Below are 22822 nucleotides of genomic sequence, written 5' to 3' on the forward strand. Positions count from 1 at the left end.
CTCGGGCGACGCCGCGATGCGGCGAACGGCAGCCGAGCATGGCTCTACAGAGGCAAACAGACGCGGCGAGCCGAAAAAAGGGGGAGGCCGCCCCACTACGACCGGCCTCCCCCACACCACAACACATTGCCGCCACGTACGACCGAGCAAGCTCGGCCACTACACCGCGGTTCCCGCCGCCACCTCGAGGCCGCGCGCCCGGCGGATCAGCCGCGTCACCGCGCTGCGTAGATCGTCCAGCACGGCATAGATGGTCGGCAGGAACAGCAGGCTGACCACGGTCGAGAACGCCAGGCCACCGGCGATCGCGCGCGCCATCGGTGCGTACTCCGGGCCATCGCCGAACATCTGGGTGCTGGTCAGCGAGATCGGCACCATCGCCAGGATCGCCGTGCCCATGGTCATCATGATCGGGCGCAGGCGTTCGCGCGAGCCTTCCACCAGCGCCTGGGTGCGCCCCATCCCGCTGCGCCGCAGGTTGTTGATGTGCTCGATCATTACGATGCCGTTGTTCACCACCACGCCCATCAGCACCAGGATGCCGATGAAGGACATGATCCCGAACGACGTGCCGGTGACCCAGAACAGCCAGAACACGCCGAAGATCGAGAACAGCACGCCGCTCATGATGGCCGCCGGGAACAGCAGCGACTCGAATACGGCCGCCATCACCACGTAGATCATCACCAGCGCGATCAGCAGGTTGAACACCATCTGCTGCATGGCCTCGTCGTCGTTGCCGTAGTCGCCGCCGTCGAAGGTGAAGCCATAGCCAGCCGGGAAGTTCATCGGCTTGAGCACCGCTTCGATCGCCTTGCGCCCCTCCGGGGCAGTGACCTTCCCGGCCAGGTTGGCCTTGATGGTCAGCGTGGTCTGGCGGTTGGTGCGGCCAATCTGGGTGGCTGACGAACCGACATCCACCGTGACCAGACTGAGCAGGGGAACGCTGCGGCCGTCACCGGTGCGCACACTGAAACCCGCCAGGTCTTCCGGGCTGCTCTGCTCGGCACCGGCGAAGCGCACCCACACCGGCACTTCGTTGTCGCCGCGGCGGAACTCGCGCATCGGCGCACCACGCAGGGCCAGGCCGACGAAGCTGGCGACCTGTTCGGCGTTGAAGCCGAACGCCGCGGCACGTTCGCGGTCGACCCGCACCTTCAGTTCGCCCCCCTTCTCACCGTTGTCGATGCGCACGTCACGCAGCTCGGAACGCTGGGCGAGCATCGGCAGCACGTCCTGGCCGATCTCCTGCAGCATCGAGCTGGAATCGCCCACCAGCTGTACCTGCACGCCCTGGTTGCCACCGCCACCGTCCCCGCCCTGGTTGCCGACGAAGTAGTCAGTCCGCGCCGACTTCGGCAGGCCCTTGCGCAGCTCTTCCTGCAATGCCTTGATGTCCTTGGCGTACTTCTCGTCCAGGGTGACCACGGTCGAGCTGCCTTCCTGCTCGCTGTACCAGGAGTACACCTGCTGCACATGCAGGCGCTCGCGGTTCTGGTCGATCCAGTTCTCCACCCGTGCCACTTCCTCGGACATCTGCCGGTAGGTGTAGGCGCCCTTCCACATGTAGCCGATGAAGATGTCCTTGCCGCCGTCACCACCGAACATGTCGACCTTGGTCAGTTTCATCGGTACCAGGCTCACCAGCACCACCAGCAGGATGCCGAGCAGGCTCCAGCCACGATGGCGCAGCGACCAGTCCAGCACCTGCGCGTAGCGGCGCTGCAGGCGCGCGATCATGCCGTTCTGCGAGTGCACCAGCTTGGGCGTGGCCATGCGCGCGGACAGCATCGGGATCAGGCTGACCGCAACCAGCCAGGAGGCCAGCAGCGAGACCGAGATGGTGATCGCGATCTGTGCCATGAAGATGCTGATGTTGTTGGTCTCACCAAACAGGTTCGGCACGAACACGATGCAGTGGCACAGCGTGCCCGCGCTGAGCGCGATGGCCACGTTGCGGGTGCCGATGATCGAGGCCAGCCGCGGCTGGCCAGGCATGCGCTCGCGCTCCTGGTAGATGCTCTCCACCACCACCACGGCATTGTCGACGAGCATGCCCACGGCCAGCAGCAGGCCCATCATGGTCAGGATGTTCAGCGTCACCCCGGCGAAGTACATGAAGCCCAGGGTGATGGTGAAGCAGATCGGAATGGCCAGGGTCACCATCAGCGTGGACGGCCAGTGGCGCAGGAAGAAGAACAGCACGGTGACCGACAGGATCAGGCCGACTGCGCCGGCTTCGGCCAGCTCCAGCAGCGACGACGTCACCGCCTTGCCCTGGTTGTCGATTACCTTGATCTGCACGTCGCGCATCGACGGCTGCGCACGGATCGCCTCGACTTCGGCCAGCGCCCCACGCGAGACATCCACCAGGTTGGCGCTGCGCTCCTTGAAGATGTCCAGGCCCACCGCCGGGTTTCCATCCAGGCGACGCCCGTAGTTCATGCGCGCCGGTTTCAGGCGAACGTCGGCAATATCTCCAAGGCGCAGGCCCTTGGCGTTGATCACCAGGTCACGCATTTCCTGCAGATCGGTGATTTCGCCCACCGGCTGCACGCGCACGCGTTGGCCATTGTCATCAATCTGCCCGGCCGAGATCGAGAAGTTCAACGTGCGCAGGCGCTCGCTCAGCTCGTTGATGCTCAACCCATGTGCATTGAGCCGGTTCGGATCAATGGCGATCTCCACTTCGTTGGGCGGCGCACCGGTGATCTCGACGCGCGCCACGCCGGGAATGCGTTCGATGCGCCGCTTGAACTCGCGGTCGAGCATGTCATAGGCGGTGGTCAGGTCGGTGGCGCTGGCCAGGCGCACCTTCAGCACCGGCTCGTCGCTGCTGGACCACTTGAATACGTTGTAGCGCTGCAGGTCATCAGGCAGGTCGCTGCGGATCGCATCGATGCGTTCGCGCGCGTCCGACGCGGCGATGGCGATGTCGCGGTCCCAGTCGCTGAACTCGATGAAGATCAGCGCCGCCTCGGACGTGGCCGAGGAACGCATGCGCTTGATCCCGGTCATCGTCGCCAGCGACTCCTCCACTGGGCGGATGATGGTCCGCTCCACTTCCTCCGGCGTCGAGCCGGTGTACGGGATCTGCACGAACAGGAACGGCGCGGAAATGTCCGGCAGCGCCTCGAGCGGCAGGCGGAACGAGGCAATCAGGCCGATCACCACCAGTGACACGAAACACATGATGGTGGTGACCGGGCGCCGGATGGAGAACTCGGCAACGCTCATGCCGGTTCCTCCGCTCCGCGGGCGCCGGCGCCGCCGTCCTGCAGGCCTTCGCCGGCATGCTTGCGGCCGCGCTCGCGGTAATAGGCATCACCGCGGCGGTCCATCAGGTCATAGACCACCGGGATCACCAGCAGGGTCAACAGGGTCGACACCAGCAGGCCGCCGATTACGGTGATCGCCATCGGCGCACGCACTTCGGCACCCTCGCCCATCGCCACCGCCAACGGCAGGAAGCCGAACAGCGTGCACAGCGTCGTCATGATGATCGGGCGCAGGCGCGAGCGTGCCCCCTCCACCAGCGCCTCATGCTTGGCGACGCCGGCTTCGCGCAGCTGGTTCACCTTGTCGATGAGGATGATCGCGTTCTTGGTCACCAGCCCGACCAGCAGGATCAGGCCGATGAACACCACCACCGAAATGGGCTTGCCGGTCAGCATCAAGGCGAGGATGGCCCCCACCAGTGCCAGCGGGATGGTGAACAGGATCACAAACGGATGCAGCAGCGACTCGAACTGCGAGGCCATCACCAGATAGACCAGGAAGATCGCCAGGCCGAAGGCGAAGATCAACGACTTCGCCGCCTGCGCCAGTTCCTCGCCCTGGCCGCCGATGTGCAGGCCGACACCGGCGCCCAGCGGCTGCTCGGCCACCATCTGCTGCACCTCGCGCATGGCCGCGCCGAGGTCGATGTCGCGCAGGTTGGCCGACACGACCGCAACCCGGGTCTGGTCGGCGCGGTGGATCTCGCTGGGACCGGTGGTAGCGACCACGTCGGCCACTGCGCCCAGAGTGACCGGACGCGTGCTGCCCGGATTGACGATCAGCCTGCGGATGCTCTCGACACTGGCGCGGTCGCCCTCCTGTGCACGCACCAGTACGTCGATCTTGCGGTCGCGGAAGCTGTAGCGGGTGGCCACGTCGCCACGCACCTTCTTCACCACCACATCGGCGATCTGGCGGGTGGTCAGGCCCAGCGCGCCGGCGCGCTCCTGGTCGAAGCGGATCTGGATTTCCGGGAAGCCCTCCTCCACCGTCGACTTCACGTCGGCATAGTGCGCATTGCCGCGCAGCATCGCCGCCAGGCGCTGGCCCGCCACTTCCAGGGTGGCCATGTCCTGCCCGCGCAGTTCGATTTCCAGGGGCGTGGAAAAACTGAACAATGCCGGTCGCGCGAAGTCGACCTGCACGCCCGGATGCTGGCCCATGGTGTCGCGCAGGCGCTCTGTGATCTCCGCTTCGGTGCGCGCGTTGCCACCGCCTTCCATCACCACGGTCAGCTTGCCGATGTTCTCCCCGCTCTCGGTCGGATTGGCGTCCAGCCGGGTGCCACTGCCGCTGACGCCGTACAGCGAGGCCACGCCCTCGCCCTGGCCGTGCGCCATCTGCAACTCGCGGACCAGCGCATCGGTGTGCTTGAGGGGCGTGCCCGCGGGCAGCTTGACCGTCATCTCGAAGCGATCCTGGGCCAGCTGCGGAATCAGGTCGGCCCCAAGCATCGGCACCATCGCCATGGTCGCCACGAAGATGGCCGTGGCCACGCCGAGCACCTTGCCCGGATGCGCCAGCGCACTGGGCAGCAGGCGCAGGTAGCCACGTTCGGCGCCAGCGTACGGCTTCATCGCCAGGTCGCTGGCCCTGCGCATCACCGGGCCGACCACGGCCACCACGCCGCGCCACAGGCGCACGATCAGCCAGGCCAGTGCGAAGAAGCTCCAGCGCACGGTCGCGACCATGCCCCGTCGACCCAGCGCGACCGGCTTCTGCCAGCGGTTCTCCGGTTGCCACGGCTCATGCGCCGGCTCCTCCGGGAAGGCCAGCGGCGGCCGTCCCTTCAACGAACTCAGCATTGGGATCAGGGTCATCGACACCACCAGTGAGATCGCGATGGCGATCGCCACGGTCAGTGCCTGGTCGCGGAACAGCTGGCCTGCGATACCGTCGACGAATACCAGCGGCAGGAACACCGCGATGGTGGTCAGGGTCGAGGCAACCACCGCCATGCTCACTTCACGGGTACCGGCGATGGCGGCCTGCAGGATGCCCAGGCCACGCTCGCGCGCCTTGGCGATGCTCTCCAGCACCACGATCGAGTCATCCACCACCAGGCCGGTAGCCAGTGCCAGTCCGCCCAGCGACATCACGTTCAGGCTCAGGCCGAGCTGGCCCATGAAGAAGAACGTGGCGATGATCGAGACCGGCAGCGACAAGCTGATCACGAACGTGCTCCAGCCATCCCGCAGGAACAGGAAGATGATCAGGATCGCCAGCAGGCCGCCGATCACCGCGTCCTTCTTGACGTCGGCGATGGCGTGCTCGATGAAGCGCGACTGGTCCTCGATGGTGGTCAGCTCGGCATCGGCCGGGAAGGTCCCCTTGATCTGCTCCAGGCGCTTGCGCAGGGCTTCTGCGGTGGAAACGGTATTGGCATCGCCCTCCTTGTAGATGGCCAGCTCGACCGACTCCTTGCCCCCCAGGCGGATGATCGCTTCGCGTTCCTTGTAGCCCTGGCGCACGGTGGCAACGTCCTTCAAGCGCACCGGCACACCGTTGGCGACCACGCTGGAGCCACTGCCGGACGACGCGCTCTGCGCCGCCGAGGCTGCCGCGATGGCCGCCGCCGAACCGGTCGAGGCCGCGATATTGAACATCTGCTGCAACGCCGAGTCAGCCGCGCTGCCGTTGGCCCCCTGGGTGGTCACCAGCAGGTTGCGGATTTCCTCCAGGTCGGCGAACTGGTTGACGGTACGCACCAGGAAGCGCTGCGAGCCCTCCTCGAGACGGCCACCGGAAATGTTGATGTTCTCGTCCTTGAGGCGCTTGATGACGGTGTCGATCGGCAGATTCAGCTGCGCCAGCTTCTGCTGGTCGATATCAACCTGGATCTCGTCCTCCAGGCCGCCGCCGACCTTGACCGCCGCCACGCCGGCAACCGGCTCCAGCTTCTTCTTCAGGTCTTCATCGGCATAGCGGCGCAGGCCGGTCAGTTCGCGGATCGCATCGGCATCTGTCGCCGGTGCCGCCTTGGTCGACAGCACCAGGCGCATGATCGGCTCGGTGGACGGATTGAAGCGCAGCAGCACCGGAGCCTTGGCCTCCAGTGGCAGGTTCAGCGCCTCCATTTTGTCGCGCACCTCCAGGCTGGCCTGGTCCATGTTGGTGCCCCACGCGAATTCGAGCACCACATCGCTCTGGCCGGTGCGCGAGATCGACTTCAGCTTGCGCAGGTTCTTGACCACGCCGACCGCTTCTTCCACCGGCTGGGTGATCAGGGTTTCGATCTCGGTCGGTGCCGCACCGGTGTACTCGGTACGCACGGTCAGCGTCGGGTAACTCAGGTCGGGCAGCAGGTTGACCTTCAGGTTGCCCAACGCGATCAGGCCGAACAGCAACAGGGTGACCGTGCACATGGCGATGGTCACGCGGCGGCGGGTGGCGAACTCCACCAGGCCGCCGCGCATGCCGGCGGCGGCACCGTCGCTCGCCGGCGAGGCACCGTGGTCGTGGCCCGCGGCGGTCATTGCTTGCTCCCAGCCTTGTCTGCCGGCTTGGCGGCTGTGGCGACGGTCTTCGCCTTCGGATCGGCAATCACCTGCACGGTGGTGCCGTCGCGCAGGGCGACCTTGCCGGCAGTGACCACCTGATCACCGGCCACCAGGCCATCACGGATCTCCACCCACGGGCCCTCGGCGTAACCCAGCTTGACCGGAATGCGTGCGACCTTGCCTTCGCGCACCCGGAACACCGCCGGCTCACCGTCGTCGAGCAGCGCCAGGCGCGGCACCACCAGCGCGTCGGCACGCTGGTCGTAATCGATGCGGATGCGACCGAACATGCCGGGCTGCAGTGCGCCTGCGCCGCCGTCGAAGGCACTGACCACCCTGAACGTACCGCTACCCGAATCGACCACCGGCGCGATGCGATCAACGGTTCCGGCAAAGCTCTGGCCCGGCAGCGCGTCGGCGGCCAGCGTCACCGGCTGGCCGGCGCGCAAGGTCGCGAGCTCGCGCTCGGGCACGTTGAGGGTGGCTTCCAGGCGCGTGTTGTCGACAATGCGGAAGATCGGCGTATTGATCTGCACGAAGTTGCCGGTCTTGATCGAGCGCGAGGCGATCACGCCGGAGATCGGAGCCACCACCGTGGTGTAGGACAATTCCAGCGTGGCCAGGCGGTACTGCGCACGGGCGTTTTCCAGGTCATATCGCAGTTGGTCGACGTCGGCGGCACTGATCATCTGCTGGCCGACCAGCTTCTGCGCGCGTTGGTAGCTGTTCTCCAGCTTGCGCATCTGCGCCTCGCTCTGCGCCACGGCCAGGCGCGCGCGGTCCGGGTCCAGCCGCACCAGCGGCTGGCCGGCGGTCACCCGCTGGCCTTCTTCGACCAACACCGCCAGCGCCACGCCGGAAGTCTTGGCGACCACCTGCGATTCGGCCCGCGGTTCCAGCGCGGCGGTGCCGGTGTAGCTGGCCGCAACCGCGCGGTGGCTCGCTACCGCCACTTCAACCGGGACCGCGTCGGCCTTCTTCTCCTCCTTGGTCTCGGCAGCCTTGGCGTCGGCGTTGGGCCCTGCGGCGCAACCGCCCAGCAACAAGGAGGAGGAAATCAGCAGTGCGGCGGCGCAGATTCCGCTACGACGGCCGGACAGGAAGGTTGAGTGCGACATCGTCAGGTCCCTGGAGGATGCGTGGGCAGGTGTGGTAGCAAAGTAATGCACCACTTCACGGCAACACCATATCCCAAAGGTCATGGTGCCTTCACGCCGTTGGTCGGCGTCCCCCCATTTCAGCTAGATGAAACCTGAGGCTATACTCGGGTCGTTCCGTACCCCACGCCGGAACGACCAGACCCGAATCCCCGGAAACGACACCATGCGCCCGCAGCCGCTCGCCGCTTGTCTCGCTCTGGCCGTCCTCCTGCCCCTTGGGGCCGCCGCACAGCCCGCTCCTGCTCCTGCCCCACCGGCTCCGGCTCCCGCCGCAGCGCCGGCGCCTGCCGCGCCCGTCGGCAACTTCGACAATGGCCGCGTCCTGGCCTACACCTGCCAGGGATGCCATGGCATCACCGGCTACAAGAACGCCTACCCCAGCTACCGGGTTCCGAAGATCGGCGGCCAGACCCAGCAGTATCTGGCCCAGGCCCTGACCGAGTACCGCCAGGGCAAGCGCCGGCATCCGACGATGCAGGCGCAGTCGATGAGTTTCAGCGAACAGGAGATCGCCGATCTCGCTGTTTACCTGTCCACCGTCAAGTAAGGCCCGCCCATGTCGAAAGCCGCGCATCCGATGCGTCACGCCATCGCCCTGTCCGTTGCCCTGCTGCTGGCGGCCTGCTCGCAGTCGCAGGTGGAGAGCAGTGAGAAATCCGCCGCCGATCCGGGCCATGCCAGCGGCGAGCACGGTTCGTCATCGTCGGCTGGCCTGCCACCGGGCCGCGAGGCCGCCGGCGAGGCGCGTGCCAAGGTGAAGAACAAGACCACCAACCAGAGCTGCATCGATTGCCACGGCGCCGACGGCAACGCACCGATCAATCCGACCTACCCGAAGCTGGGTGGCCAGTACGGTGACTACCTGGCGCATGCGCTGCAGGCGTATCGCGCCGGCGACCGCGAGCATGCGCTGATGACACCTCAGGCAAAGGACCTGAGCGATCAGGAGATCGCCGATCTGGCGGCGTATTTCGGCAGCCGGCCCAGCCAGCTGCGGGACCTGCACGGGGTCAAATGACGGCCGGCCCCCCGGTCGGTGCGGACCGTCGGTTGGTAGGTGCGGACCGTCGGTTGGTAGGTGCGGACCGTTGGTCCGCACAGATTCCGGATATCCACGCATGGCGTGGATCTGCTGAGCCGAGCGTGGGCTCGGCTCTACAACAGTCCGCGCGACCGACGCTCAGCCTTCCAGCTCTTCCCAGCGCGCGTAGGCGGCATCCAGTTCGGCCTGCACCCTGGCCAGCTGCTGGGTATGCGCGGTCACTTCGGCACTGCTGCGGGTGTAGAACGACGGGTCGTTCATCGCCGAGGTCAGGCCTTCGACGTCACCCTCCAGCTTCTCGATGGTCTTCGGCAGCTGCTCCAGTTCGCGCGCTTCCTTGTAGGCCAGCTTGCGCTTGGACGCGGCGGGAGTGGCAGCCGCCGGAGCAGCCGGCGCGGCGGCAGCCGGCTTGGCTGCCGGGGCCGCCGCAGGCGCCGCCACGCTGGCGGCATAGCGCTGCCAGTCGCTGTAGCCACCCACGTACTCACCGATCACGCCATCGCCTTCCATCACCAGCGTGGAGGTCACCACGTTGTCGATGAAGTCACGGTCATGGCTGACCAGCAGCAGCGTTCCGGTGTACTCACCCAGCAACTCTTCCAGCAGCTCGAGGGTTTCCACGTCGAGATCGTTGGTCGGTTCGTCCATCACCAGCAGGTTGGACGGCTGCGCGAACAGCTTGGCCAGCAGCAGGCGGTTGCGCTCGCCGCCGGACAGGCGGGTGATCGGCGCGCGCGCGCGCTCAGGGGTGAACATGAAGTCCTGCAGGTAGGCATGGACGTGCTTGCGCTTGCCGTTGAACTCGAGGAAGTCGCGGCCCTCGGCCACGTTCTCGATTGCGCTCCAGTCCTCGCGCAGCACCGCACGGTACTGGTCGAAGTAGGCGACCTGCAGGTTGGTGCCTGCGTTGACTTCACCCTTGGCCGGCTGCAGTTCGCCCAGCAGCAGCTTCAGCAGCGTGGTCTTGCCACTGCCGTTGGGGCCGATCAGGCCAATGCGGTCGCCGCGCATGATGGTGGTGGTGAAGTCGCGGACCATGGTGCGCTCGCCGAACGCGAACGAAATGCCCTTGACGTCGATGACCTTCTTGCCGGAACTGACGCCTTGCGCCGCTTCCATCTTGACGTTGCCGCTGAGCTCGCGGCGCTGCGAGCGCTCCACGCGCATCGCCTTCAAGCGTCGCACGCGGCCTTCATCGCGGGTGCGGCGGGCCTTGATGCCCTGGCGGATCCAGACTTCTTCCTGCGCCAGCAGCTTGTCGAACCGTGCGTTTTCCTGCGCCTGCGCGTTGAGGCGCTCCTCGCGGCGGCGCTCGTAGTTGGCCCAGTCGCCGGGCCAGCTGGTGACCTGGCCGCGATCGATCTCGACAATGCGGGTGGCCAGCGCACGCAGGAAGCGGCGGTCATGGGTGACGAACACCACGCTGCCACTCCAGCCCTTCAGGAACGCTTCCAGCCAGTCGATGGCTTCGATATCGAGGTGGTTGGTCGGTTCGTCCAGCAGCAGCACGTCCGGGCCGGACACCAGCGCGCGTGCGAGCAGGACGCGGCGCTTCATGCCACCGGACAGGCGGCCGAATTCGGCTTCACCGTCCAGGTCGAGCTTGGTCAGCGTTTCACTGACGCGCTGGTCCAGGCCCCAGCCGTTGGCGGCATCGATCTTGGCCTGCACGTTGCCGAGGGCCTCACCATCGAATACATCGGCATGGCTGAGGTGGTGGAACTCGGCCAGCCACTGGCCCAGTTCGCCGAGGCCATCGGCCACCACGTCGAACACCGAGCCAGCCGCGCCGTGTGGCACTTCCTGCTCCAGGCGGGTGACGCGCACGCCCTGCTGCACGCGCACTTCGCCGTCATCGGGCTTGTGGTCGCCGGACAGCAGTTTGAGCAGGGTGGATTTGCCGGCGCCGTTGCGGCCGATCAGGGCGATGCGTTCGCCCGGCTCGATCGACAGTTCGGCCTTTTCCAGCAACAACGGGCCGCCGACGCTGAAGTCGACGTTCTGCAGAGTAATCAGAGGCATCCGGATATTGTACGGGTTGGGGGCATCGGCCGGGTTGCACCCGGCACCCGCAGAGGCAACGGCCGAAGCAACAGCCAAAGCGGCTTACGGTGGCAGGCAGGTCGGTGTGGGGCTGCAGGACACGCCGTGAACCCCGCTCCGCGGTCCGGCCCAGCCGCTGGCGGCTGTGCGTTCGGGCGCTTGCGAAGCAGTGCTTCGCAAGCAAAGCGCCCTCACCCATGGGGGCTCGATGGCGCCTTGCTCGTGTGCGCAGTCCTGCGCACACGGCAAGACCGGGGTTGGGCGTCCTGCCCAACCCGCCCGAGGCATGCCTCGGGCCCATGGCGCCAACGGTCCTGCAGCCCCACACCGCCCCACCTCTGACAGTTTCTCGCAATCTGTCGGAACTACATTCTGCTCTGGTGGGTGTCGACCTTGGTCGACACGGTAGATCCACGCCATGCGTGGATGAGCGCTACAAGAAGGGCCGATGGATGGAATCGACTGGAAATCTGATGGCTACCCCAGCTCCCCCAGCAACGCCTGCAACCCCGGCAGCCATTGCTTGCCCGGGTGGCGGACCAGCCACAGGGTGCGCTGCAGGCCAGGCAGCGGGGTTTCGAGCACGCGCAGGCGTCCGAGCGCCAATGGCTCTTCCAGGGCGTGGCGGGAAAGGCAGGCCAGCCCGAGACCGGCGATGGCGGCCTGCTTGATCGCTTCGGTGTTGCCCAACTGCAGGGCCTGGGCAAAGCCGCTCAAGTGCGGCAGCAGGGCCTGTTCAACTGCTTCGCGGGTGCCAGAGCCCGGCTCGCGCAGCAGCCAGCGTGCGCCCCGCAGTTGATCCAGCGACCAGCGCGCCGGCGCGTCGGTGGCGGCCACGATCACCAACGGGTCCTGCTGCCAGGCGGTCACCTGCAGGCCGCGCTCATGGCACGGGCCTTCGATCAGCCCGGCGTCGACTTCCAGGCGCTGTACCGCAGCGACCACGCCTGCGCTGTTGTCGATGCGCAGGTCGACTTCGGCCTGCGGCGCCTGGCGCAGCAGTTCAGCGATGCGTGCCGGCAGCAGGTAGTTGCCGATGGTGGTACTGGCCGCGAGTGCCAGCCGCAGCGGCGCGCCCTGCGCCGGATCGCCGCCGGCGGCGAGCTGCCGCTCCAGATCGGTGGCGTTGACCAGCAGTGCGCGCGCCGGCTCCAGCAGCGCACGGCCGTGCCCGTTCAGGACCAGGCGGCGGCCGATGCGGTCGAACAGTGGTGTGCCGAAATGGGCCTCCAGCTCCTGCAGCGCTGCACTGCTGGCCGACTGCGAGAGCGCGATGGCCTGGCCGGCGGCGGTGGTACTCCCGTGATCGGCGATGGCGACGAACACCTGCAGCTGGCGCAAGGTCAGGCGCATGACGCTTACCTTCTGGATGGGTAGGTTTCACCCATATTATTCGTTTTACAGGTCATTGGTCCGAGCGCACGCTTGTCCTGTCACTCCAGCACAGCCCTGCCATGAACGCCCCCGCTCTCTCCTCCTGGTCCCTGCCCGCCCTGCGCCAACGCTGGCAGCCGCGCCTGCCCGGCCTCCTGCTGGTCGGCCTGATCGCGGCGGCATCACTCTACCTGGCCGAGCTTCCCTGGCTGCAGGCGCACGGCCTTAGCGCGCTGACCCTGGCCATCGTCGCCGGCATCGTGGTCGGCAACACCCTCTACCCGCGGCTGGCGCCGCGCAGCGCGGCAGGTGTCGGGTTCTCCAAGCACTGGCTGCTGCGCGCCGGCATCGTGCTGTACGGCTTGCGCCTGACCTTCCAGGACATCGGCCACGTCGGCGTCAGCGGCATACTGATGGACGTTCTGGTGGTGGCCAGCACGTTCGGCCTGGCCTGCTGGCTGGGGGTGCGCGTGTTCAGAATGGAACGCGAAGCGGCGATGCTGATCGGCGCCGGCAGCGCGATCTGCGGTGCCGCCGCCGTGATGGCCGCCGAACCGGTGGTGCGTGGCCGCACCGCGCAGGTCACCGTGGCGGTGTCGACGGTGGTGGTGTTCGGCACGCTGGCGATGTTCCTGTACCCGGCGCTGTATGCGCTGGCGCAGTCGCATGGCTGGCTGGCGATGGACGCACGGCAGTATGGCCTGTTCACCGGCGCGACGGTGCACGAAGTGGCGCAGGTGGTGGCCGCGGGCCGCGCGGTCAACGAAGCAGCGGCCGATACTGCAGTGATCACCAAGATGGTGCGGGTGATGCTGCTGGCACCGTTCCTGGTCGCGCTGTCGCTGTGGCTGGCGCGCGGCGGCGAGGCCCGCGCGGACGGCAGTCGTGCGCGCATCGTGGTGCCGTGGTTCGCGTTCGGTTTCGTGGCGGTGGCCGGGTTCAACTCGCTGCATCTGCTGCCGGCCGGCCTGCAGGCGGGGCTGGTGCAGCTGGATACCGTGCTGCTGGCGATGGCGATGGCCGCGCTGGGCCTGACCACCCATGTCTCGGCGCTGCGCCAGGCGGGCCTGAAGCCGCTGCTGCTGGCCTTGATCCTGTTCGCCTGGCTGCTGTTCGGTGGCCTGGCGATCCACCAGGGTGTGCTGGCGGCGCTGGGCTGAGGCAGCGGCGGAAACCGCCGCCGGGCGCGGTCCGCCCACCTTCCTCTACACTGCCCGCATGCCTGACGTCCCTGTCCTCCTGCCGATCCCGTTGCGCCTGCTGGATGATCGCTACGGGCCGGGCAACGCGGATGAAGCCGAGGACGTCCTGATCGGCATCGTGCAGGCCGTGATGGGCGCGGAGGCGACCTGCTCTTTCGCTTTCGACACGCGGCACGCCAACCCGTGGTTCCATCGGCTGCTGCTGGAGCCGAAAGCCGGGGCACGGCCGGCCAGCCCGGAGCAGTTGCAGGCGATGGCCGCGCGGTTGGTTGCCATCGGGCTGGGCTGAAGAAGCGAAGTCCCGGGGCCGTCCCAGGCTGGCAATGCCCGCGGCAACCGACCGGAATCGTGAACGACGGCGGGACCGACGGCGCGCGCAGGTACAATGCGCCATGACCGACTTTTCAACCCTGCCGCTGAGCCCGGCCCTGCAGCCCGGCCTGGACGCCCTCGGCTATACCACCCTCACTCCCGTGCAGGCACAGAGCCTGCCGGCCATCCTCGATGGCCGCGACGTGATCGCGCAGGCGCCGACCGGCAGCGGCAAGACCGCCGCTTTCGGCCTGGGCCTGCTGCAGTCCATCGACCCCAGCCTGATCCGCGTGCAGGCGCTGGTACTGTGCCCGACCCGTGAGCTTGCCGACCAGGTCGGCAAGCAGATCCGCAAGCTGGCCACCGGCATTCCCAACCTGAAGCTGCTGGTGCTGACCGGCGGCGTAGCGCTCGGTCCGCAGCTGGCCTCGCTGGAGGGCCATGACCCGCATGTGGTGGTCGGCACGCCCGGCCGCGTGCAGGAACTGGCGCGCAAGCGTGCGCTGAACCTGGGCGCGGTGCGAACGCTGGTCCTGGACGAAGCCGACCGCATGCTCGACATGGGCTTCGAGGAACCGATCCGCGAGATCGCAGGCCGCACCCACAAGGATCGCCAGAGCCTGTTGTTCTCGGCCACCTTCCCCGACAGCATCCGTGCCATGGCGCGCGACCTGCTGCGCGAGGCCGTGGAAGTCACCGTGGAAGGCGCCGACCAGGCGCCATCCATCCGCCACCTGTTCTGCGAGGTTGAGCCCGCCCATCGCCAGAAGGCGCTGGCCGGCCTGCTGCTGAAATACACCCCTGAATCGGCGGTGGTGTTCTGCAACACCCGCAAGGATGTGGACGAGGTGGCCAACTCGCTGCAACAGTTCGGCTTCTCGGCCCTGGCCCTGCACGGCGATATGGAGCAGCGCGACCGCGAGGAAGTGCTGCTGCGCCTGGCCAACCGCAGTTGCAACGTGCTGGTGGCCAGCGACGTCGCCGCGCGCGGCCTGGACGTGGAAGCGCTGGCAGCGGTGATCAACTACGAACTGCCCACCGACGTGGAGAGCTACCAGCACCGCGTGGGCCGTACCGGCCGTGCCGGTGCCAGCGGCCTGGCGATCAGCCTGGTGGCCGGACGCGAGAAGATCCGCGCCGAGGCCATCGAAGCCCAACGCGGCGAACCGCTGGACTGGCAGAAGACACCGCTGGCGACCGCGCGTCCGGCCGAGTTGCCGCAGGCGGCAATGCGCACCCTGCGTATCGACGGCGGCAAGACCGACAAGCTGCGCCCGGGTGACATCCTCGGGGCACTGACCGGCGACGCCGGCCTGTCGGGGAAGTTCATCGGCAGGATCGCGATTTTCCCGACCCGCTCGTACGTGGCCATCGCCCGGGAGCAGGCGGGCAAGGCCGTGGCAAAGCTGGAAGCCGGCAAGATCAAGGGCCGCCGTTTCCGTGTGCGGATGATGTAAGGGCCAAGGTGGCCGCCGGGCATGGCCCGGCGCTACCTGCATGGCGCGTGCGGCGCCCGGCCCTGCCCGGCGACAGGATCAGTACACCAGTTCGGCGTGCAGCGGCAGGTCCGCCCCCCAGCGGCTGCGGCCACCCAGGCCAACCAGTTCGACCAGTACACCGGCACCGACCACTTCAACGCCCAGGCGGCGCACCAGCGACAGTGCGGCGACCAGGGTGCCGCCGGTGGCCAGCACATCGTCGATGATCGCCACGCGGGCGCCGGCCGGCAGTGCATCGGCATGAACCTCGATGCAATCACTGCGGTATTCCAGCGTGTACTCCTCGCGCAGCACCTGGCCCGGCAGCTTGCCCGGCTTGCGCACCGGCACGAAGCCCACGCCCAGCTCCAGCGCCATGGCGGCGCCGAGGATGAAACCACGCGACTCGATGCCGACCACGGCGTCCAGCTTCTGGTCGCGCCAGCGATCGGCCATTGCGGTGATGGCACCGCGGAAGTCCTCGCCGTCGGCGAGCAGCGGCATGATGTCCTTGAACAGGATGCCGGGCTTGGGGAAGTCGGCGATGTCGCGCAGGCGCGAGGCCCACTGCGGAGCGACGATGGCGTCGGTCATGTCACATTGGCTGTCTGATGGCGGCATAGGGTACCTGTTCCGGGCGCCGCCTGCCTGTTGGGGGTACGGCCGGGCAGCGCCCGGCACCTGCAGAGGCTTCAGGCCAAGGCAACAGCAACGGCAACAGCGGGTTTCCTGTGGGATGGCGGGGTGGGCCCGGTTGCGGGAGACGCCGTAAACCCGTCCGTGGGGGCTTGGCCGCGGCATCCATGCCGCGGACACTCCCGCAACCGGACCCACCCCGCCTTCGACAGTTTCCTGCGATCTGTCGGGCAGCTCTTGGGGTCAGATCCGTTTTCCGAAGGAAAACGGATCTGACCCCTTTTTTGTGTATCGATATCTGACAGATTTCATCCACGCATGGCGTGGATCTACCGTGTCGACCAAGGCCGACACCTACCGACAGCCACCGGAATCTGTCAGAGGTGGGGCGGTGTCGGAGTGCGGGGTGTCAGCCGCATGGATGCGGCTGCCAAGCCTACACGGACGTACTTGCGGCGTCCCCGCACTCCGACACCGCCCCGCCAAACCACGGAATCCGCTTTTGCTCTGGTTTTTGATCTGGCCTCTGCAGGTGCAGGGCGCAGCCCTGCCGGAACCGACCCTCACGAACTGCAGGACAGCATCGAGCAGCCAGCACGGTTGTCGGCCCAGGCGGGCCGCTTGCCAGCGTAGTGCTCCAGCCCGGCACGCTCGGTATACGGGTCGCGCAGTACGTCCTGCAGGGCGTGAACACCGCCGAGGTCGCCCTGCTCCGCGCGGTCAATGGCCTCCTGGGCCAGCCAGTTGCGCAGCACGTACAGCGGGTTGGCCGCAGCCATCTTCCTCACGCGTTCGCTGGCCGAAAGCGGATCGGCATGCACGCGGGCGGCGTAGTCCTGCAGCCACTGCTGCAACGGGGCCTGCACTGCCTGCCGGCGGCCCTCGTCGTAGTACACCGCGTCCAGCACGCCCACGTCGGGCGCCACGGGATCAACCCGCATCAGCGCGCGCCAGGCCAGCGTCATGTCCATCGCTCCGTCCTGCATCAGCTGCTGCCAGCGCTGGTAGAGCCGCAGGTCGTCATCGTCGGCGGCGGCCAGGCCGAGCTTGGCCGCTGCATCGCGGCGCGTGCAGGCCGTGAAGGTGGCCTGGTACGCAGCCAGCCCTGCCCGCAGCGCGGTGGCATCGGCGAACAGTGGCGACAGCGCCTGCGCCAGCCGGCCCAGGTTCCAGTACGCGACCTGCGGCTGGGTGCCGAAGCGGTAGCGGCGCCCCTGCGCGTCGGTGGTGTTCGGTGTCCAGTCCGGATCGAAGTCCTCGATCCAGCCATAGGGCCCGTAGTCCAATGTGAGGCCCAGCACGGACAGGTTGTCGGTGTTCATCACGCCGTGCACGAAGCCGACGCGCATCCAGTGCGCGATCATTTCGGCGGTGCGCACCGCGATCCGCGCGAACCAGTCGCCGTACAGCGCCTCGCCCTGCCCCTCCAGCTCGGGGAAATCGCGGGCGACGCAGGCGTCGACCAGTTGCTGCAGCAACGCGGTTTCGCCGCGCGACGCGGGCAGCTCGAAGGAACCGAAACGCAGGAACGACGGCGAGACCCGGCACACGATGGCGCCAGGCTCGGCGCGGGGATGGCCGTCGTAGAACATGTCGCGCACCACGTCCTCGCCGGTGCCGACCAGCGACAGTGCGCGCGTGGTCGGTACCCCGAGGTGGTGCATCGCTTCGCTGCACAGGAATTCGCGAATCGACGAACGCAGCACCGCGCGGCCATCGGCGCCACGCGAGTACGGCGTCGGGCCTGCTCCCTTCAGCTGCAGCTCCCAGTGGCGGCCATCCGGCGCGACCAGCTCGCCCAGCGAAATCGCACGACCATCGCCGAGCTGGCCGGCCCAGTGGCCAAACTGATGGCCACCGTAGTTGGCCGCCCATGGCTGCATGCCGGCGTAGAGCGCATTGCCGCCGAACACACGGGCGAAGGCTTCGCTCTCGACCTCGGCCTTGTCGAAGCCAAGCATCGCGGCCATCTCCGGCGACCAGGCCAGCAGGCTCGGCGCCGCTACCGGCGTCGGCATCACCGATGACCAGGCGGCACCCAGTACTTCACGGCGGCGCGGGCCGGATTCGTGGTCACCCGGCAAGGCGCGCAGCAAGCGGTTGTCGAATCGGGGGCTGTCGGTATCCATGCCGTGGAAGATGGGGGCGACCGCCACCGGCCTCAATTGCCGCTGAGCGCCTGCAGGTGGCCGCCGTGGGCTTCGGCGCGCTGGAAGGCCGGGCGCTCACCAATGCGCACAAGGAATCGGCGCAGTGCAGGCTTGTCGTCGAGGCCACCGCCCCGCGCAGCGGCCGCCTGGATCGGAAAGCTCATCTGGATGTCGGCGGCACTGAAGCGCTCGCCCGCGAACCAAGGGCTCTCGGACAGGCGGCGCTCCATCCATTCCAGGTGCAGGCGTCGCTGCGGCCCGATGAAACCCTGCTCGGCCTTGTCAGCGATGCGGCGCGCGATCGGACGGGCGAACAATGGCATCGGCGCATTGCGGATGCGGCCCATTACCAAGGTCAGCAGCAGCGGAGGCATCGCCGAACCTTCGGCATAGTGCAGCCAGTACCGGTAGGCGATGCGCTCGGCACCATCGGCGGGCATTGGTGGCGGGGACAGCTGGCGCTGGCTGTCATAGCGGTCCGCAAGGTAGTCAAGGATCGCACCGGACTCGGCCAGCACCAGGTCGCCATCCTGCAGTACCGGCGATTTGCCCAGCGGATGCACGCTGCGGAGCGCGGCGGGTGCCAGCAGCGTCTTCGGGTCGCGCGGATAGCGGCGAAGCTCGTAGTCCAACCCCAGCTCCTCCAGCATCCACAGCACGCGCAGCGAACGGGAGTTTTCCAGGTGATGGACGATGCGCATGAGGGTGATCCTTGGGAAGGCCCACATCGTACCGCGCGCAGTGCATGCCCTTTGTAGAGTCGAGCCATGCTCGACTGGCTTTGAGAACAGTCGAGCGTGCCTCGACTCTACAAAAAACAGCGGGCAACAAAAAACGCCGGAAGCTTTCGCTTCCGGCGTTCTGGCTACCCAGCGGTAGCAGACGGATCAGACCGCCTGCACCTGGTCAGCCTGCATACCCTTCTGGCCCTGGACGGCGATGAAGGTGACCTTCTGGCCTTCCTGCAGGGTCTTGAAGCCGGTGCCCTGGATGGCACGGAAGTGCACAAACAGGTCCGGGCCGCTTTCCGGGGTGATGAAGCCGAAGCCCTTGGCGTCGTTGAACCACTTGACGGTGCCGGTCTGACGATCAGACATTTTACTAACTCCTGAAACACATGTTGAAAAAAATCGCAGCCACCGGGTATCGGGGCCGAGACTGAGTTGCAGGCGTTGGTAAAGCGGATCGATGAGCGGATCGTGAGATCAACTGCACCAGGCCACGATTCACGGTGACCCTAGCAAACACAGTGGCTCGCACGATACGCGGGTTTTCGGCAAAAAGCGATAGCCCGGACGTTCATGGACACGCCCCGCCCGCTAGGCGGGACAAGGGCTGGCAGCAGGTTGGGGCTAACCCCGAGCCCCCATTCAGGTTTTTCCTACCCTAGACTGGGTGAATGACTGAAGCTGAAACCCACGCTGAACCCGCCCTCCCCCGTATCTGGGTAGACGCGGATGCCTGCCCCACCGTCATTCGCGACATCCTGTTCCGAGCCGCTGAACGGGTCGGGATCGAGCTGACCCTGGTCGCCAACCAGTGGATCCGCACCCCGCCTTCGCGCTGGCTGCGCTCGATCCAAGTGCCGCAGGGCCTGGACGTGGCCGACAGTGCCATCGTCGCGCGGGTAACCGCCGGCGATCTGGTGGTCACCCAGGACATCCCGCTGGCCGCACTGGTGCTGCAGAAAAAAGCAGTCGCTCTGAACCCGCGCGGGCAGCTGTACACCCCCGACAACATGGCCGAGCGGCTGTCGATGCGCAATTTCATGGAAGAACTGCGCGGCGCCGGTGTGCAGACCGGAGGCCCACCACCGCTCGGCCCGCGCGACCGGCAGCTGTTTGCCGCAGAGCTGGACCGCTGGCTGGCCCGGCGTCCGCCCCAGTGAGTGTCCCTACCCGCTCTGGCCGGGCAGGCGCAGGCCGCGCTCGCTGCGGAACCGCCGCAGCGCCCCGCTCAACGGATCAGTGAACGCCAGCTCCTCGGCGAGCAGTTGCAGTGGTGCCTCGGCCGCACCTTCCTGGTGCGGCCCCAGCTGTGGATACAGGTCATCCCCCACGATGGGCGCACCCAGCATCGCCATGTGCACGCGCAACTGGTGCTTGCGGCCGGTCTCCGGCCGCAGCCGGTAGCGCCATACCGGTCCCTCGGCCTCCATCAGCTCGATCCGGGTGTGCGCATTGGGCTCACCGGGCACTTCGGCCATGCGGAAGAACGGCTCGCCCGGCACCAGCCGGCTGTGCCGTTGCTGCGGGAACGTCACTCCGGGCAGGGCGGGCGCCAGCGCCTGGTAGATCTTCTCGATACGTCGCTCCCGGAACAGCCGCTGATAGGCATCGCGCGACGCCGCCTGGGTCGAGAACAGCACCAGCCCGGCGGTCAGCCGGTCCAGCCGGTGCATGGGCACCAGTTCGGTGTTGCCGGTACGCGCAACCAGGCGCGCCAGCAGGGTTTCACGCGCATGGCGGCCCGCCGGTGTCACCGGCAGGAAATGCGGCTTGTCGGCTACCAGCAGGTGTGCATCCAGATGGACGATGGTTTCGCTGAAGGGAATCACCGGCTCGCCCGCCACCTCGCGGAAATACCGGATCTCAAGCCCGGCCTGCCAGGCCATGTCCGGCGCCAGCGCCCTGCCCTGCGCGTCCTGCACGCGGCCACGGGCGAAGCGATCCTGCCACTGCGCACAGTCGATGCGCGGGAAACGCGCGCACAGGCCGTCAAGCAGGCTGGGCCAGTGGCCGGGCGGCAGCTGCAGCCGGCTGGGCAGGGTCATGGCGTCCGCTCCGGCCACGGAAAGACTGCAAGCGTCCCATCGTTGACGCCCGGCAGACAACCCCACCACGGACACCCCTGAAGCAAACCTCTATCATTGTCCTCTTTAGTCCACGGATCTCCCATGGCCCTGACCGCCACCATCCGCAAGGCCGAACTGCAGATCAGCGACATGGATCGCGGCTATTACGCGACCCACAACCTGACACTGGCCCAGCATCCGTCCGAGACCGACGAGCGCCTGATGGTGCGCCTGCTCGCCTTCGCACTGAACGCCAGCGACCGCCTGGAATTCGGCCGCGGCCTGAGTACCGATGATGAACCCGACCTGTGGGAGCACGACTACACCGGCGACATCCTGCAGTGGATCGATCTGGGCCATCCGGACGAATCGCGTATCCGCAAGGCCAGCAACCGCAGCCGACACGTGCAGGTGATCAACTACGGTGGCAACGCCTCGGAGATCTGGTGGGGCAAGCAGGGCAAGGGCCTGGCGCGTTTCGACAACCTCTCCGTGATTGACCTGGACGGTGAGTTCGTCGAGCGCTGGGGGCAGCAGGTCCAGCGTGCGATGCGCTGGAGCGTGCTGATCCAGGATGGCGAGGTGCAGCTGCTCAACGACCAGATCCAGCTCGACGTGATCCCGGACTGGCGCAAGCGCGCCAAGGCATGAGCACGATCCGTTGCGATGTGGTGGTTATCGGTGCCGGCGCGGCCGGCCTGATGACCGCGATCACCGCCGGCCAGCGCGGTCGCCAGGTGCAGGTGATCGACCACGCCAACAAGGTCGGCAAGAAGATCCTGATGTCCGGCGGTGGACGCTGCAACTTCACCAACACCGGCACCACGCCGGCCAACTTCCTCTCGGCCAATCCGCACTTCTGCAAGTCGGCACTGGCGCGCTATACGCCCTGGCACTTCATCGAACTGGTGCACAAACACGGCATCGCCTATCACGAAAAGGAACTGGGACAGCTGTTCTGCGATGTTTCGTCCAAGCAGATCGTGAAGATGCTGGTGGACGAATGCCAGGCGGCCGCTGCGCAGATCCGTACCCATTGCAGTGTCGAGCGCATCGAGCACGGCGGCGACGGCTTCCGCGTGCATACCACGCAAGGCCTGTTCCACTGCGCCTCGCTGGTGGTTGCCACCGGCGGCCTGTCGATTCCCAGCCTCGGTGCCACCGGTTTCGGCTATGAGATCGCGCGCCAGTTCGGCCACCAGGTGCTGCCGACCCGTGCCGGCCTGGTCCCGCTGACGCTCAGCGGCAAGCACCAGGAGCGGCTGGCCGATCTCAGCGGTGTCGCCCTGCCGGTCGATGCACGCTGCAACGGAAAGAGCTTCCAGAACTTCATGCTGCTGACCCATCGCGGCGTGAGCGGCCCGGCCATCCTGCAGATTTCTTCGTTCTGGCAACCCGGCGATGCGCTGGAGCTGGACCTGCTGCCCGGCCAGGATGCCGGCGAATGGCTGCGCCGGATGAAGCGCGAACGGCCCGCCGCCGAGCTGCGCACGGTGCTGGGCGACGTGCTGCCCAAGCGGCTGGCGCAGCGCCTGTGCGAGCACTGGCTGCCCGACCGCCCGGTGCGGCAGCTGGACGACCCTGTGCTGCGCCAGGCCGCACAGCTGCTGGGCGCGTTCCCGCTGGTGGCCAGCGGCACTGAAGGCTACCGCACCGCCGAGGTCACCCTGGGCGGCGTGGATACCGCCGAAGTGTCATCCTCGACTCTGGAGTCCAAGCGCGTGCCTGGCCTGCACTTCGTCGGCGAGGTGCTGGACGTGACTGGCTGGCTGGGGGGGTACAACTTCCAGTGGGCCTGGGCCAGCGGGCACGCCGCCGGCGGCGCGGTGTGAACCACATCGCCGTTCGATGC

General features: G+C 67.3%; 18 protein-coding genes. 8 read left to right on the forward strand and 10 right to left on the reverse strand.

What is annotated here, in order from left to right:
* Positions 1-159: 159 nt before the first annotated feature.
* The 3 genes from A9K58_RS09390 to A9K58_RS09400 are packed head-to-tail and all read right to left on the reverse strand — an operon-like array spanning position 160 to position 7897.
* Positions 160-3237, reverse strand: coding sequence for an efflux RND transporter permease subunit (locus A9K58_RS09390; RefSeq protein ID WP_065199129.1), 3078 nt, complete (start codon positions 3235-3237; stop codon positions 160-162).
* Entirely contained in the window at positions 3234-6755 is a 3522-nt protein-coding gene (locus A9K58_RS09395) for an efflux RND transporter permease subunit (RefSeq protein ID WP_065199130.1), read from the reverse strand. Before A9K58_RS09395 ends, A9K58_RS09390 begins: the two co-directional genes overlap by 4 nt.
* Positions 6752-7897 carry an efflux RND transporter periplasmic adaptor subunit gene (locus tag A9K58_RS09400; RefSeq protein ID WP_065199131.1) on the reverse strand — a complete coding sequence of 382 codons (1146 nt, stop codon included), beginning with the start codon at positions 7895-7897 and terminating at the stop codon, positions 6752-6754. The genes A9K58_RS09395 and A9K58_RS09400 overlap by 4 nt, the downstream gene beginning before the upstream one ends.
* A 205-nt stretch (positions 7898-8102) precedes the next feature.
* Here A9K58_RS09400 and A9K58_RS09405 point away from each other — a divergent pair, with 205 nt between their 5' ends.
* Together A9K58_RS09405 and A9K58_RS09410 are read left to right on the forward strand one after the other, a co-directional pair.
* Entirely contained in the window at positions 8103-8486 is a 384-nt protein-coding gene (locus tag A9K58_RS09405; RefSeq protein ID WP_065199132.1) for a c-type cytochrome, read from the forward strand.
* 9 nt (positions 8487-8495) lie between these two features.
* Positions 8496-8957, forward strand: coding sequence for a c-type cytochrome (locus A9K58_RS09410; RefSeq protein ID WP_065199133.1), 462 nt, complete (start codon positions 8496-8498; stop codon positions 8955-8957).
* A 162-nt stretch (positions 8958-9119) separates the two neighbouring features.
* Here A9K58_RS09410 and A9K58_RS09415 read toward each other — a convergent pair whose 3' ends face one another.
* Both A9K58_RS09415 and A9K58_RS09420 read right to left on the reverse strand, forming a co-directional pair.
* A complete protein-coding gene (locus A9K58_RS09415) occupies positions 9120-11003 on the reverse strand; it encodes an ATP-binding cassette domain-containing protein (protein ID WP_065199134.1) in 1884 nt (627 codons plus the stop codon).
* A gap of 498 nt (positions 11004-11501) precedes the next feature.
* Positions 11502-12377, reverse strand: a complete 876-nt coding sequence (locus A9K58_RS09420; protein WP_065199135.1) for a LysR family transcriptional regulator — start codon at positions 12375-12377, stop codon at positions 11502-11504.
* Between the two features lie 101 nt (positions 12378-12478).
* Here A9K58_RS09420 and A9K58_RS09425 point away from each other — a divergent pair, with 101 nt between their 5' ends.
* The 3 genes from A9K58_RS09425 to dbpA all read left to right on the forward strand — a co-directional run bounded on the left by A9K58_RS09425 (position 12479) and on the right by dbpA (position 15369).
* On the forward strand, positions 12479-13558 hold the full coding sequence (locus A9K58_RS09425) for a YeiH family protein (protein ID WP_065199136.1): 1080 nt from the start codon (positions 12479-12481) through the stop codon (positions 13556-13558).
* Between the two features lie 58 nt (positions 13559-13616).
* Positions 13617-13889 (forward strand): hypothetical protein, encoded by a 273-nt coding sequence (locus A9K58_RS09430; RefSeq protein WP_155760465.1) that lies wholly within the window; start codon positions 13617-13619, stop codon positions 13887-13889.
* 103 nt (positions 13890-13992) lie between these two features.
* Positions 13993-15369 (forward strand): ATP-dependent RNA helicase DbpA, encoded by a 1377-nt coding sequence (gene dbpA, locus A9K58_RS09435; protein ID WP_065199138.1) that lies wholly within the window; start codon positions 13993-13995, stop codon positions 15367-15369.
* A gap of 78 nt (positions 15370-15447) precedes the next feature.
* Here the strand turns inward: dbpA and A9K58_RS09440 are convergent, their stop codons facing one another.
* The 4 genes from A9K58_RS09440 to A9K58_RS09455 all read right to left on the reverse strand — a co-directional run bounded on the left by A9K58_RS09440 (position 15448) and on the right by A9K58_RS09455 (position 19273).
* On the reverse strand, positions 15448-15984 hold the full coding sequence (locus A9K58_RS09440) for an adenine phosphoribosyltransferase (RefSeq protein WP_065199139.1): 537 nt from the start codon (positions 15982-15984) through the stop codon (positions 15448-15450).
* 605 nt (positions 15985-16589) lie between these two features.
* On the reverse strand, positions 16590-18155 hold the full coding sequence (locus A9K58_RS09445; protein WP_065199140.1) for a protein adenylyltransferase SelO: 1566 nt from the start codon (positions 18153-18155) through the stop codon (positions 16590-16592).
* Between the two features lie 32 nt (positions 18156-18187).
* A complete protein-coding gene (locus A9K58_RS09450) occupies positions 18188-18877 on the reverse strand; it encodes a glutathione S-transferase family protein (protein ID WP_065199141.1) in 690 nt (229 codons plus the stop codon).
* Between the two features lie 186 nt (positions 18878-19063).
* Entirely contained in the window at positions 19064-19273 is a 210-nt protein-coding gene (locus A9K58_RS09455) for a cold-shock protein (protein ID WP_004153307.1), read from the reverse strand.
* Positions 19274-19575: 302 nt separating this feature from the next.
* On the opposite strand from A9K58_RS09455, the gene A9K58_RS09460 reads away from it, so the two are divergent.
* Positions 19576-20064: a YaiI/YqxD family protein gene (locus A9K58_RS09460; RefSeq protein WP_065199142.1), complete on the forward strand. Its 489-nt coding sequence runs from the start codon at positions 19576-19578 to the stop codon at positions 20062-20064.
* A gap of 6 nt (positions 20065-20070) precedes the next feature.
* Here the strand turns inward: A9K58_RS09460 and A9K58_RS09465 are convergent, their stop codons facing one another.
* A complete protein-coding gene (locus A9K58_RS09465; RefSeq protein WP_065199143.1) occupies positions 20071-20949 on the reverse strand; it encodes a pseudouridine synthase in 879 nt (292 codons plus the stop codon).
* A 123-nt stretch (positions 20950-21072) separates the two neighbouring features.
* On the opposite strand from A9K58_RS09465, the gene A9K58_RS09470 reads away from it, so the two are divergent.
* The gene (locus tag A9K58_RS09470) at positions 21073-21621 is read left to right on the forward strand and encodes a YaeQ family protein (RefSeq protein WP_065199144.1); all 549 of its coding nucleotides are present in this window, start codon (positions 21073-21075) and stop codon (positions 21619-21621) included.
* Positions 21618-22802 (forward strand): BaiN/RdsA family NAD(P)/FAD-dependent oxidoreductase, encoded by a 1185-nt coding sequence (locus tag A9K58_RS09475; protein ID WP_065199145.1) that lies wholly within the window; start codon positions 21618-21620, stop codon positions 22800-22802. The genes A9K58_RS09470 and A9K58_RS09475 overlap by 4 nt, the downstream gene beginning before the upstream one ends.
* Positions 22803-22822 lie beyond the last annotated feature (20 nt).

This window comes from Stenotrophomonas maltophilia, from assembly GCF_001676385.1.
Lineage (GTDB): Bacteria > Pseudomonadota > Gammaproteobacteria > Xanthomonadales > Xanthomonadaceae > Stenotrophomonas > Stenotrophomonas maltophilia_J.